The 13,703-nt window shown below is 44.0% G+C and carries 11 protein-coding genes and 2 pseudogenes; 4 read left to right on the forward strand and 9 right to left on the reverse strand.

Features of this window, described 5'->3' with window-relative positions; all coding sequences use genetic code 11:
* Nucleotides 1-10 precede the first annotated feature (10 nt).
* Nucleotides 11-322, reverse strand: a complete 312-nt coding sequence (locus QUB33_RS20815; protein ID WP_333353588.1) for a hypothetical protein — start codon at nucleotides 320-322, stop codon at nucleotides 11-13.
* A 475-nt stretch (nucleotides 323-797) separates the two neighbouring features.
* Between QUB33_RS20815 and QUB33_RS20820 the strand changes: the two genes are divergently transcribed.
* Entirely contained in the window at nucleotides 798-1,577 is a 780-nt protein-coding gene (locus QUB33_RS20820; protein ID WP_333353591.1) for an ABC transporter ATP-binding protein, read from the forward strand.
* A gap of 61 nt (nucleotides 1,578-1,638) precedes the next feature.
* Nucleotides 1,639-2,346 carry an ABC transporter ATP-binding protein gene (locus QUB33_RS20825; protein WP_041623339.1) on the forward strand — a complete coding sequence of 236 codons (708 nt, stop codon included), beginning with the start codon at nucleotides 1,639-1,641 and terminating at the stop codon, nucleotides 2,344-2,346.
* A 173-nt stretch (nucleotides 2,347-2,519) separates the two neighbouring features.
* Here QUB33_RS20825 and QUB33_RS20830 read toward each other — a convergent pair whose 3' ends face one another.
* Together QUB33_RS20830 and QUB33_RS20835 are read right to left on the reverse strand one after the other, a co-directional pair.
* Complete coding sequence (locus tag QUB33_RS20830) at nucleotides 2,520-8,012, reverse strand: response regulator (RefSeq protein WP_333353594.1); 5,493 nt, start codon at nucleotides 8,010-8,012, stop codon at nucleotides 2,520-2,522.
* Nucleotides 8,013-8,569: 557 nt separating this feature from the next.
* The gene (locus QUB33_RS20835) at nucleotides 8,570-8,965 is read right to left on the reverse strand and encodes a hypothetical protein (RefSeq protein WP_333353597.1); all 396 of its coding nucleotides are present in this window, start codon (nucleotides 8,963-8,965) and stop codon (nucleotides 8,570-8,572) included.
* 142 nt (nucleotides 8,966-9,107) lie between these two features.
* On the opposite strand from QUB33_RS20835, the gene QUB33_RS20840 reads away from it, so the two are divergent.
* A complete protein-coding gene (locus QUB33_RS20840; RefSeq protein WP_333351613.1) occupies nucleotides 9,108-9,797 on the forward strand; it encodes an IS1 family transposase in 690 nt (229 codons plus the stop codon).
* Between the two features lie 4 nt (nucleotides 9,798-9,801).
* Here QUB33_RS20840 and QUB33_RS20845 read toward each other — a convergent pair whose 3' ends face one another.
* From QUB33_RS20845 to QUB33_RS20870, 6 genes and pseudogenes are all read right to left on the reverse strand, one after another.
* Nucleotides 9,802-9,927 (reverse strand): hypothetical protein, encoded by a 126-nt coding sequence (locus tag QUB33_RS20845; RefSeq protein ID WP_333353601.1) that lies wholly within the window; start codon nucleotides 9,925-9,927, stop codon nucleotides 9,802-9,804.
* Nucleotides 9,928-9,989: 62 nt separating this feature from the next.
* Nucleotides 9,990-10,829 (reverse strand): annotated as a pseudogene (locus tag QUB33_RS20850) (ISKra4 family transposase); the annotation flags it as partial.
* A 221-nt stretch (nucleotides 10,830-11,050) separates the two neighbouring features.
* A pseudogene (locus QUB33_RS20855) lies at nucleotides 11,051-11,278 on the reverse strand (ISKra4 family transposase); the annotation flags it as partial.
* Between the two features lie 41 nt (nucleotides 11,279-11,319).
* Nucleotides 11,320-11,883, reverse strand: coding sequence for a hypothetical protein (locus QUB33_RS20860; protein WP_333353604.1), 564 nt, complete (start codon nucleotides 11,881-11,883; stop codon nucleotides 11,320-11,322).
* Between the two features lie 96 nt (nucleotides 11,884-11,979).
* Nucleotides 11,980-12,222 (reverse strand): hypothetical protein, encoded by a 243-nt coding sequence (locus tag QUB33_RS20865; RefSeq protein WP_333353607.1) that lies wholly within the window; start codon nucleotides 12,220-12,222, stop codon nucleotides 11,980-11,982.
* Between the two features lie 24 nt (nucleotides 12,223-12,246).
* Entirely contained in the window at nucleotides 12,247-13,260 is a 1,014-nt protein-coding gene (locus QUB33_RS20870; protein ID WP_333353616.1) for an acyltransferase family protein, read from the reverse strand.
* A 92-nt stretch (nucleotides 13,261-13,352) separates the two neighbouring features.
* Here QUB33_RS20870 and QUB33_RS20875 point away from each other — a divergent pair.
* Nucleotides 13,353-13,703: helix-turn-helix domain-containing protein (locus QUB33_RS20875; RefSeq protein ID WP_333353610.1), on the forward strand; the 351-nt coding region annotated here is incomplete at its 3' end.

Consider the following 13,703-nt stretch of genomic DNA (forward strand, 5'->3'; position numbering starts at 1 on the left):
GTTCAGCAACTCATGCTATCTTTTTATCGGGTAGATCGATTCGATACTGACCTTTGTCTTCGTCCCAGTCAAAAATTCGGCCAATTATCCATGTATCCTGGCTTTCTGGCTGGATGTAGCATCGTGTCTGAGGCGGGAGTTGAACTCTATAAAGCGAAGTTAAGGGTAAAGTTTTTTCAAGGCGTTGCCCAATTGAGCAGAAGTATTCAACCGTTGCTGTAGAGTAAGATAGCTCGGTAACTTTTCCGATTCCTAAGTCGTTGTTTGGCGATTTTTCTGCGGAGACGCTTCGCGATCGCACCAGCAAACCAAGCTTTATCATAGTTCCCGCCTCTACATACCCTCTTACTAGAGTAGCCCATCCCCATGAAAAACTAGCAGTGTAATTTAATTTTCCACCCTTTTTGTCCTTACACTCAAGGGGAAACCTTAAACCGAAACGCAGTCATGAAGCTTAGCCCAAGACTTTCTGTAACGCATTCCGATCCCCAAATCTTTCCGTGTGGTAACGAGCATCCCACCACAGCCAAGCTGACGCACTTTAACAGAGCCGATTTGGTATTATATAGAATCCCAGCTATCAATAGTCCGGACAGTTTTTATATGGCCCAATGGCTTATTCTGTAGGACTTTGAGCCACTGTGGATTAATTAAATCAATGTCAGCTCCACCCCTGACTTACATTTAATTCGACTTTTTTATGATCCTTGCCCTGCGTAAGCTTGTAGTATCGTTCCCAAAACTGTCCGGAGTATTGAGCTATAACAGCTTAACTAATATTAGGAATCACAACCAAAATGTCATTATTAGAAGCACACCAACTTACAATGCGATTCGGCGGTTTGACTGCCGTTAACCAGGTTAGTTTAACATTAGAAAAAGGCTCGATCGCCAGTTTGATCGGCCCCAACGGTGCGGGCAAAACTACTTTTTTTAATATGCTTACGGGTATCTACAGACCGAGTGCGGGTCAGTTGCTTTTGGAACAGAAGAATATCACGGGTTTACCTCCGGATCGCCTGACAACTTTCGGCATTGCTAGAACTTTTCAAAATATCCGCTTGTTTAACAACATGACTGTGCTGGATAATGTTTTAGTAGGTAGACACTGCCGATTGAAAACAGGTTTGTTGGGTGCAATCCTCCGCCCTCCTGCTGCGAATCTGGAGGAGCGGGAAGCTAAAATAAAAGCGCTCACTATGCTTGATTTTGTCGGTTTAGGTGTTGCTAAAGCGCCGGAGTTGGCAAAAAACCTTTCCTACGGCGACCAGCGCAGATTGGAAATTGCGAGGGCCTTGGCTTCCGATCCGAAAGTTTTGCTTTTGGACGAACCGACTGCGGGGATGAACCCGAACGAAACGGCTGATTTAACTCGCTTTATTTACCGGATTCGCGATGAGTTGAATTTGAGTATTTTGCTGATTGAACACGACATGAAAGTGGTGATGGGAATTAGCGATCGCGTTAGTGTTATGGAGTACGGTACTAAAATTGCTGAGGGAACTCCGGCAGAAGTTCGCTCAGATCCCCGCGTAATTGAGGCATATTTGGGAAAAGAAGAAGATGGACATGGTTAATGGGTAAATATCTCCATATTTTGATTAAAATTTATGTAAAGATAGCCCACAAAGAGCAATTATGTTGGAAATTAAAGACATTCACACCTACTACGGAAATATCCACGCTCTCAAAGGAGTATCGCTAACAGTCTCGCAGGGAGAAGTTGTGACATTAATCGGCAGCAACGGGGCGGGGAAAACGACCACTCTCCGCACAATTCAAGGACTGCTGCGCCCGCGCCAGGGCACTGTATTATTTGAGGGAAAGCCTTTAGAAGCACTATCTACAGAGGCGATCGTCCGTTTGGGGATTTCTCAAAGTCCCGAAGGGCGGTTGATTTTTCCGCGAATGACGGTGCAAGAAAACCTAGAAATGGGTGCTTATCTCCGCAACGATACTCTCGGTATCAAGTCAGATATGGAAAAAGCATTAAATTTATTTCCTCGTTTGCGAGAAAGAATTAGTCAAAAAGGGGGAACTCTCAGCGGCGGCGAACAGCAAATGTTGGCGATCGCCCGGGCTTTGATGTCGCGCCCCCGCTTGTTATTATTGGACGAGCCGAGTATGGGATTGGCACCGATGTTAGTCAGTCAAATTTTTGCGATTGTCCGCGATATTAATGCTGAAGGAACAACTATTTTACTGGTGGAACAAAACGCCCGCATGGCTTTAAGTGTAGCCCACCGCGGCTATGTCATCCAAACCGGTCAGGTTGTAGTCGCCGGTAGTGCTAGCGATTTGCAGTCAAATGAAACTGTTCGCAAAGCGTATTTAGGTGAAAGTTAAATATGGGCATTGGGCATGGCGCATTGGTTATTGAAACTGACAACTAACAACCAAAAACCAACAAATAACAAATAATATCGTTTCCGGTTGCATCGGTATTGTTCAAACAGTCAACAGTCAACAGTCAACAGTCAACAATTCCGGAGGAGTGCAACCGGAATTGATATAACAAATTACCCTATTTGCGATCGCAACTTCCCCGTTTCCAATTCCGTCTCAAAAGCCGCCCGCACCTTTTCCCACTCCGCTTGGGCTTCCAACAGGCGATCGCGCGCCGTACTCACATCAAAAACCTGTTCCCCTCCAGACTCAACCGCCACGCGACCCATATACTCCAACTCCTTGCAAACAGCAGAAAAAGAAACGGCTCCTAAATTGGCGCTGCTCGACTTCAGCGTGTGAGAAGCCAGCTTCAAACTATCAGCATCGCCGAGAAAAATAGCCTCCTTAATAGTTTCTAAATGTTGCGGTGCGTCTTCTAAATATATCTTAATCAGCTCCCCCAAAAAATCTGGGTCTTCATCATCGTCTAGCTCGCGAAGATTTTGCAAAATATGAAAATCAATCGGCGAATCGGCTCCCGGTTGAACCCTCGAAGAGCCCGCAGCATCACTGTCAACTCGATCAGAAATATCTTGATTGTTTAGCTCAGTAACCGCATCCAATTCATCCCGACTCAGAGGTGAGCACTTGCTCAAGGCGATCGCCAACTCTTCTCGGCGCACGGGCTTAGTAATATAATCGTCCATACCTGCTTCCAGACACTTTTCGCGATCGCCCTGCATCGCATTAGCAGTCATCGCAATAATTCTCGGCTTCTTGTTAGCAGGCCATTCCTGACAAATGCGGCGCGTCGCTTCCAGCCCATCCATGTTCGGCATCTGCACATCCATCAGCACAACATCGTAAGATTGCCGCTTCAAGGCCTCCAAAACCTCCAACCCATTAGCTGCAATATCAGCTCGATATCCTATCCTGTCGAGTAAATGCGTAGCGACTTTTTGATTCACCACATTGTCCTCAGCCAGCAAAATCCGAATCTGACTAGAATTAGTTGCATCCTGTCCGCCTGAATTCGCCGCAACCTGCCTCAAAACAGCAGGCGTCCGCTGCACGCGGTGTTGTTCTTGAGAATTTTCAAAATACTTCAATCCCGAAGTCAAAGTCACCACATTTGAAACTTCTCCCCTGCCGCTTCGGCCAGTAACATATCCAAAAACTTGCAGCAACACATTATAAAACTGGGACTGTTTTAAAGGCTTAGTTAAAAAAGCAGAAAAATGTACTTCTGTAGTTTCAAGTTTTTTCCAAACTTCGGCCTTACTTAAATAAGTAAACAGCACCAAAGGTAGTGCTATTTTGCGAGGGTTTTTAACGATGGCATTCGGATTTAGACCGTCGCCGCCGGACAAATTGCTCAGCTCAAATTTCCGAATCTCCACAGCCAAAGCCACACCGTCCATATCTGGTAGATTCATCGCCAAAATAGCTAAATCGAGCGGCGAGTTTCCTTTGATGATTTCCAAAGCCTCAGCACCCGAAGTTACAGCCACGGGTATCATTCCCCAAGACTCTGCCTGCCGGATCAAAACTTGCCGATTAATGGCATGATGCTCAACAATTAACAAGCGCTTACCAGCGGCAAATTCGGGCCTTTTTTCCTCAGCCCGGATGTCATTCGCTTCAGCAGTCACTGTAAAATAAAAAATCGAACCCGAACCCGATATCGACGGCGGAGTAAATTCTGCAGGCGACCTTCCAGCGATACTTTTTCCGATCGCAGAAACGGCCGGTTGAGACTTAGAACTTCCCGGAGTAACCTGGCTGACAACCCACATTGTACCCCCCATCATATCGCTCAAACGCTGGCTGATAGCCAGTCCTAAACCCGTCCCGCCGTAATGTCGCGTTGTCGAAGCATCCACCTGCGAAAAAGCTTTAAACAGGCGATCCATCCGGTCTGGCGGAATGCCAATTCCCGTATCTTGGACAGCAAATTGAATCTCGTATTGTCTGCTACGTGCCAACTCTCCCTGGTTAATTGCTAGCGGTCGCGGCTCTAGAATATTAATTTTATCTGGGGAACTGTTAGCAGCTACCTCTTCAATTTGCCTAGCCGTACAGCACACCACAATTTCTCCAGATTCTGTAAACTTAACTGCATTGCCCAGCAGATTTACCAAAATTTGGCGCAGCCTCGTGACATCCCCTAAAATGTTTTTCGGAACAGAATCATCAATAAAGTAAGCCAGCTCTAAACCTTTTTCTGAGGCTCTCGGAGCCAGTAATTCCAGAGATTCTTCTATACAGTTTTGCAGCTCGAAGGGGCTGCGTTCCAAATCCAATTTTCCCGATTCAATCTTGGAAAAGTCGAGAATATCGTTAATAATAGTCAGCAAAGCATCGCCACTGGTACGAATTGTCTCCACAAAATCCCGCTGTTCAGGAGTTAGTTCCATATCCAGCAGCAAGCCCGTCATCCCGATTACCGCATTCATCGGAGTGCGGATTTCGTGACTCATAGTCGCTAAAAATTCGCTCTTAGCTCTATTAGCAACTTCCGCCGCTTGTCGTGCTTGATCCAAAGCTTCATTTTGCTCGGCTAACTGCCGCTGTCGCTGAACTTCGGTTTCTAAAAGTTGTGCTTGAGCTAAGGTAATGCCGACTTGAGCGGCCACATCTTCTAATAGTTCTATTTCGTCCGGATTCCACTGGCGAGTTGCATCGCACTGGTGCAAAGTAATAATTCCATTCGGTTCTCCTTGATAGGAAGTGCGAACAGCCAACATAGATTTTAATCCGATGCGGCGGCACATCGGCCCCGAAGATTCCAGCAAAGGATCGGCAAACACATCGGGAGATGCCAGGGCTATATCCTCAGCGAGGAGTTTTTCGGTGTACGGGTTATAAGTGACAGAAAGTTCTAAATCTAAAGCCGATTCGTGACCGGGTTCTAAGTATTCCGCAACGCAAGGAAGGTGGGGATAAGGTTCGGAAAGATAGGTATGAATTGTACAGCGATTGACACCAAACACGCGGCCGATTTGGGTGGCGGTAGTCTGAAAAATTTCTTGAGTATCTAAGGTCGATCGCACTTTTTGAGTAATTTGTTTGAGTAGTAAAACGCGCTGGTACTGACGTTGCAAAGTTCGCTCTCGCTCTTCGCGGGCAATTTCTGCGCCGATGTAATTGCCCATCAACTTTAAAATTTCAAAATTCAGCGGTTTAAAAGGAGATTTAGTGGTGCGGGAAGTAAAGCTCAAAGTGCCAAAAATTCGCCCTTGCACTATTACCCTCGTCCCCACAAAAGCCTCCAACTTGCGGACGCTGTAAGCGGGGTGGTTGCGCCACTGAGTAGTGCCGACCGATTCGACAGAAATAGGTTCGCTCGATCGCAAAACCTCTCGCTCAAAGGTTCTGCTCAAAGCAAAACCGTCTCCTTTAGCAAACCCAAAGGGAAAATCTTCCGGTACATAAGCCGCAATCACTTCGTAGCGATCGCCCAAAACCCTGCCCAACAGCCCGATATCCATCCCAAACTGACTGCAACCCATTGCCAGCAACCGGATCGTTCGATCGTCAAAAGAGCCTTCCGAGGTCACCATTACCTCGTAGAGCGAGCGAATTGCCCGCTCGCTTTCCCGCAGTTCCTCAACTCCTTCGAGGCGGTTGCAGACATCGTGCAAAGTCCCGAAAATTCCCGCTATTTCGCCTTGGAAATTCCGCCGGACTTGGGCAAATAGTTCCACGGAAACAAAGCCGGAATTACTGTGAATTCCCAAGGAGTTTTTACCCGAAACCGACTTGGACTTAAATCGCAGTTCTCGCCGTTCAAATTCCGACTTCCCCGACAGCAAAGACTCCAATAAATTTGCACATTGCTCGCGCTCCTCTGGATGCACCCACTCTAAAAAATTAGTTTCCAAACTTTCGGAAACCGAAAAATTCGTAATTTCCGTCCAAGCGCGGTTGAGAAATTTCCAAATTCCCGCCGCATCTATGTGGAAAATTACTGTTGCTTTCAAAGAGTCAAATAGATGGAATTGTTCTAGATCGTGCTCGCGGTTTTTGACTTCAAACTGCTTGTTTGGAGTAATATCTGTATGAGTTCCTACTACCCGCAGCGGTTTGCCGGTAGCGCTGCGTAAAACTTGACCTCGATTCAGCACCCAGACAGTGCTGCCGTCTTTACAGTACATCCGATATTCTGCTGCAAAATCCGGTGTCTTTTGGGCGAAGTGTTCTTCTAAAGCTGCCTTTACCGAGTCAATATCATCTCGGTGGATGCGACTCCACCATTCCGATCGGCGATTCGAGATTTCCCCTTCTTGGTAGCCCAGCATTTCTTGCCACCGCGCCGAATAAAAAAACTCATCTGTTTCGAGATTCCAGTCCCAAATTCCCTGATTGTTGACTGCAGGGGGGAGATTTGGCCGCTCTGCGAAACCGTGGGGAGAAATTTCAGCCACCTCGTGGCTATTTGCTGCTGTCCGCTGTATTTCAGCAGAGAGTTTTTTGTATTGAGCGTTGCTAGATTGTAGCTGGCGCTGCAAAGCCATCAAGCCAGAATGCAGAGATTTTGAATCCAGCGCTTGTAAAAGGATAGTTTTAGGATTGATAATCCCGATCGGGTGATTTGTTTCGTTGATGACTAATAAAGGCAACTGGCAGTAGTGTTTTTGCAGCAGCGCGACGGCTGCTTCGAGGGTAGAGTGCGATCGCACCAGCGGCGGCGAACTGCTGCAAATTGCTCCCGCTTTAATTTTGTTAGAGTCTCTTCCCAGCGCCTGCAACTGCACAATATCCCGCGAACTTACCACCCCAACCAGTTTGTGAAGGTTGGGATTTGTAAATTTGGAATTGTGAGCCGCACCAGTCGATTGTTGATCGGGAGTTTCAGTGATTAATACATAACTAACATTGTGTCTAAACATCAGTTGCGCCAAATAGCGAACCGAAGAATTAGAAGGAGCGTGAATTATTCGCGAGCCTGCTATTTGAGGGATTTGATAAAGTTTAATTAAATTTGCGGGTAGTTCTAATTTCTGATTCAGAATTGGCAGGGGTGGAGGGAACGCGAAAGCTGCAGGTGGCGAAGCGCTGCTAATTGCTTTTGGTGTCGATTCCCCAATTCCCTGCAACATTTGCACCAAGCTTTGAGAGCTAATTAAACCGACAAGTTCTTCAGCCTCGCTGACGATCGGCAAATGGCCGATCTGATTTTTCTCCAAAAGATTTGCTAAGGCAAAAAAGTCGGGAATTTCCGATTCTCGGGCTACAGTTACGGTTCGGATCATGATTTGCTCGATCGCAAATCCGCTCAAAGCAGCCCCGATCGAATTTAGCTGTACGACATCTCGCGCTGTAAAAATCCCCAGCACTGTCTGGCCGCCCGCATAGGGAGCTTTTGAGCCGTTGAGACGCACCCCGTTGCCTCCTGCGTGTACCGCACGCGGTACGCCGTTGTAGAAACCCGACTGTTCCCGCGATTGTCGGGAAGTTCCGTTCATGAGATTTCCGAGTTGAAAATTCCCGCGCGGTTCTACCACGAGGACGTAACTGGCTCCTGTGCTACTCATCAGCTCGATCGCCTTTTCTACGGGCGTCTCAGGGGTGACGGTGAGGGGATTGCGGTTGATGACCTGACTGAGGGAGGGAATAAACATCAGGGGGCATAAAAGTGATATTTGTTGGAAAAACCCGCTCGCAAGCAGCAGATTGATTGAGAGGCTTTGCCCGCGAGATTTCCAAGCGCGCTCAAAGTTTCTGTACGATTAAACTCACCCCTACTTCCAGCATCTTGGCATTTAAAATTAATTCCGTGCCATATCCTGATAATTGACGGCTTCTGACTTTCAGAACCAATGCTATCTGCCAGACGGCGGACACGAAGGCGGGCAGGCAATTCCTCGCCTAGCTTAACTGCTGCGGGTTTACGAGCAAGAATTTCTGGGATTGTCTAGACTGCACCCTACTTTCTGGCCCTCAACGGAACTCTCGCTCGGATTCTGTTTGAGGCAAGATACCTGCACGCTACCAATTTACCAGCGACAGGAGGGGAATCACAACAGGACGACTTAGGTATGGCAACTGTGGAATTAGGGGTTCGAGGGTTCGAGGGTTCGAGGGTTCGAGGGTTCGAGGGCCAAATAGGCAGAAAATAAATAATTCTGAGCATAACTAATTCTATCTTATCTCAATTATGGCCCAGAGGATTTGAGCTTCAATTCTGGCGATCGAACTTGATGAGAATAGCGCTGTTCCCCGCCACCGCAAAACTCGCATTGCCACCCTTCAGCGTTAAGCTACCAACAACCTCATCCATTGTTTTAGAACAGAACTCCCGCACCGTGCCATTACCAGTTTTTATCAGCTCCGAAATATCAGCATTAACAGTGTAAGATGTTGCTCGGTCATTGACAACCAGCAAGTAAACATTCTTGCTAGCATCAAGAGTTGCAACTGCCATTAAATCCGAACTGTTAGTGATAGGAAAAAATGTAGTTTTTCCGCCCTGCAATGCCCTAATTCCCATCCGCAAAGCATAGTAGCCCGCGCGCCGTTTTCCCTCATCACCTAGCAAACCTTCCGCCAGTCCCTGTTTACCCCAGTCGTACAAACAGAATATGTGACTGCCGTAAATATAATTATCCCCCGGTTGGGAACCTCGAATTAAATTCTAGGCGTTGCTGAAAGACTAATGGTTATCATGGTAAAAATGGTAAAAGAGGAATAAGTAGAGTGGACGGAGGTTAATCCCGATGAAGTGTCCTAATTGCGACTCAAGCGAGATATATAAGAATGGTCATCGTACGGAGAGACAGTGCTACAAATGCAAGCACTGCGGTCGCCAATTCCTCGAAAGCTATCGCGATTGGAAATATTCTGACGATGTTAAGCAACTGTGCCTGAAAATGTACCTCAATGGTATGGGGCTGCGGGGCATAGAGCGAGTCACTGGAATCCACCACACTACGATCATCCACTGGATAAGGGAAGCTGGTTGCCAAATCCCTGATGCGCCTGAGCTCGAGGAAATCCCCGAAATTACAGACCTTGATGAACTCCAGACCAACATTTGCAACAAGCGTAATAAACTTTGGATTTGGACAGCAGTTAATCACAAGCAACCAGGAGTCTTAGCCTGGACAATCGGAGATCATAGTGCAGAAACTTTTAAGCCTTTGTGGCGGATTGTCAAGTGTTGGCAATGTTTCTTTTATGTTACTGACGGCTGGCCAGTATATCCAATTTTTATCGAAGATGCTGACCACATTGTCAGTAAGACGTATATGACAAGGGTGGAAGGAGAAAACACTAGACTAAGACATTATCTAGCTCGACTACATCGCAAAACCTTGTGCTACTCCAAGTCGGTTGAGATGTTGAAGTTTTCCCTACGGTTATTGCTGCACTATCTGAAATATCAAACTATTCCTTTACCGACTTAAATCATTACCCTTTCAGCAACGCCAAATTCTTAATCAAATTTAAAGCTAAAGATAAATCGCCGTAGCTAATTTCGTAAGTTCCCCATTCTCCTACCCAAAGCTGCGAGTTAGCGCGGACAGTACCGTTCATCCAGCCGCGCACTTGGCGGGTGTAGTTAGAAATATCGGGTGCATCTCAGTTTGGCAAATACATCAAATTGAAAGTTGACCGTTGAGATAAGCACAGCGAAGAGCAAGGATAGACGAAACGTTCTCAATATTCCATTGCGCTCCCGATATTTTCACCCTTAATCCAATGCGTTTAATTATTGATTCAATTGTTCCCGAACCAATCGAACTTATGGATTCTTCTTTGTAGTATTGGTAATTGACTATTCGACAGCGATGGGTCTCTAAATAATTGCAAAACGTTTTAAATGCTCGAGCTTTAAAGTCTTTAAATAAATTTATAACTTCATCAAGTTTGCCTTGCCATAACATATTTTCTACTGATTTTATTTTTTTTATTGAACCCCCTACCTTGTAGAGATTTTCTTTGAGATGATACCAATCTAAGATTTCTTGTCTTTGTTCATTGTCTCCAATTTCTTTAAATATGTTCCAAATCCCGGCATGACCATCCCCTAGGCAATACATAGGATGTAGTAATTTTTGGCTATTAGTCCCCTCAATTAAATCTTGATTGTTTTGAAAAAATGCTCCCGAATAAACATTATCTAAACACACGGCTTTATAGTCTTTCCAGTAACAGCTCTCGCCCTTTGTTTCGTTGCGTAGGCTGACTTTACCGCCATCTAATGTAATTTCTTTGACTCCTTGTTGAGATGTAGGCAATTCAAATTCTTGTCTGTTGACTAATCTTTGTAATGTACTGTGAGAAATTTTGATACCCGTAAATTTTTCCCAATCTTTTTCTGCCATTTGATAAGATTCATTGGCACTGATTAAAAGACAGCAATTTTCCATGAGTGGACTAAATTGACTCTAAGCTTTTAAGCCAAAATATTTTGCCTGATTATCTGTAATGTCGAGCGGTAAGGATTCAGGTAACATAACTCCTTGCTGGGCAAAGACTTTAGATCTGTAGATTGATGCTAAATCAATGTCTATTGTCAATAAACTGGGCGAAAGTTTGATTTCTGGTCACTTATTGACAATTAACAGAGCGAGGTAAAAGCCATAATTTAACCCTGAAACCCTTGCTAGATAAGCGTTGGAGCTGTAAGTTTTTAGACCTGAATCCTTACGTCGAGCGAGCCGATTATTGATTTTATTTTTCGGCGCTTTCCTGTTTTAATTCCTGATACTGATGAAAAAAAAAGCTACCTAGTTCTGGACCGACTTCTGATAACATTTTCGCTTCGCACTGATTTTTCTATACTTTCAAAACTTTTTAACTCGGTTGGATCTGTATTTCTGTAAAAAATTTCTGCTACCGCTTTTAAGTGGGCTTTTAGCTGTTGTTGGTCTGATGGTGTCATTTTATTTGCCTCATCTTTATTTAACGATTTTACTAGCTTTTTCATTTTATCTCTTTTTTGACACATTTGCCAAAGTGAGATGCACCCGAAATATCTGCATCGTAGTTGTGGACATTGACTGTATCAAAATAATTCGGTATTTCCTGCAAAGCACTAGCTGGCCAATTGCTGCCGCCTACGGTTTTCGGGCCGTGGATGCGGTAAGTGCGCGAAGGCAAATAAGTTTGGTAAACAAAGTCGATCGCATCTTTTGCCACCTTAACCAATTCAAAATAGTCAGCCCTAGTCCCACCCCAACCCCGATCGCGATTATCCGGTTCGTTGTGAATTTCCCAATCATCAACGCGGTAATCATTGCGAACATTCAGCCAATAAACCGTAGCAAAAACCTGTTCCAACCACTCGCTCCAATCTTCTTTTGCGCGCGGCGGATTCAGTTGCAGCGCCCAACTCGGCCGCCAGCTACTATCAACATTCCGAATACTCACAACTGAGCGAATATTTGCTTGTTTGAGACTATTAAAAATACTTTTGGCATTCCTTTGCCAAACAGTACCGGGTTCTCCCGACCACCAATAATCGCTACCCTGGGGCGGATTAGTCATAATCTGATCCCAATGCGCCCAATTAATTATATTTGGATTTGCCTAAATTTGGGATATTTTTGGCCAGCCGTATTTACCATGATCATCTTCAGGTTCTCACCGGGACATCCCGCCGTAAAGGCGGTAGGTATTAATTCCCAAATCTTGCAAATCTTTGATGTCGAAATTGATATTGCCCTCGACTGCACCGATGTAGCGAGTGCTAACACCCGCAGCAGTACCGGAAATTTTAATTGTTTCGATGTTTTGAGCAAAAGTTGTCGTTCCGATGAACAACTCTAGGCTGAGGGTCATTAAAATGCCGAGAAACAAATTCAAAATTCTAGTTTTTAATAACACGTGATTATTAACTACTAATTTAGGTTATTTTATGCCCGAGGTAAAGAGACCCCTCGCTAATCTAAATCGACTTGTGATCCAGTTTGTTAGGTATTGTAATAAAAAAGCAATAACTATACAAATTTGAATCATTAATACATAAACTAAAATAGCACGACCAGCACTCAAAAGAGGAGGTTCACCTTGAACAAGCACAATAAAAAACTTTCTTATAATAATTAACCCTATAAACTGCGTCAAGTATAGTTCATAAGAAATATGAGAAAGCCATGTTAAAAATCTAGTTGTTAAGTCAGATAATTTGCTCAAAAATCTACACACATTAAACACAATCACAAATATGCCAAATCCAATAAAGGCATCATAAAAAGACATTCCAAAAGAAAAAGCTACGCCTAAAATTTTTATTTGATTAGCAAACTTTAACGAACCCATAATACCTACTATTTCACAAATTATTGCTAGGGCTATTGTGATTGGTTTCGTTAGGTAATTAATTAATAGATTAGGATTATTTGCATAAACCTTTGCCATTGCCATTCCCAAACAAAACTCAAATAACCTTGAAATTGCTAAATAGCCTGGATAACCGAAATCGCCTATTATTGGAAAAAATAGGTTAAAGCCTACCATTAAGATTAAAAATGCATAGGTTAATTTAATTAACAAAGAAGTCCAAATAAACTGTGAAACAGAAAATTTTTGTAAAAATTTAAAGAGCAACAAGAAACACAAATAAAATTGAATTAGTGGAAACATAAACCAAGAAAATGGTATTGCTTTATCGAGAATGATAAAACTTCTCCACAATGAGAACCAATTAAAATAGCCGAAAAATAAATCTGACCTTAACCGAGGAATTATCAAAGATACAACTAAAAGTATCCAGTAGGTAGGGTAGAGCCGGAAAAACTTTTTTTTCATAAAAATGCTCCAGCTTTCATCAGGTTTTAAAATCCTTGAATAAGCCAGCCCAAAACCACTGAGAATGAAAAAAATATGAACTCCCTGATATCCAAGCAAGAAAAATATATTCAGTAAATCAAAAACTAAGTAGGTCGGCGCGAAAAAACCTAACTATGTTAAAATAAGTAAACACAGAGAATAGATCTACTAAGGTAACTCAATATATGGGCGCTAGATTAAGGGTATTTCTCACTCAAAAGCAAAACAAAACCCTATTAAAACTGAGAACTGCGGATGTACCACAAAAAGTAAAAGATCGAGCAGAAGTAATTAGATTAAATGCACATGGCTGGTACGTTGAAAAAATAGCGACTCATTTTAATTGGACTCCACAAACAGTGAGAGAGGTTTTACATAAATGGCTGCATCTAGGTATGGAAGGGCTTTGGGAATTACCAGGTAGAGGGGGAAAACCGAAGTGGAAAGAAGAAGACATAGAATTTTTAGCAGAATGCCTTAAAAAAGAACCACGTACATACAACAGTCTTCAACTAGCCCAGAAATTAGAAAAAGAG

Source organism: Microcoleus sp. B3-A4, assembly GCF_036705385.1.
In the GTDB taxonomy this organism is placed as follows: domain Bacteria; phylum Cyanobacteriota; class Cyanobacteriia; order Cyanobacteriales; family Microcoleaceae; genus Microcoleus.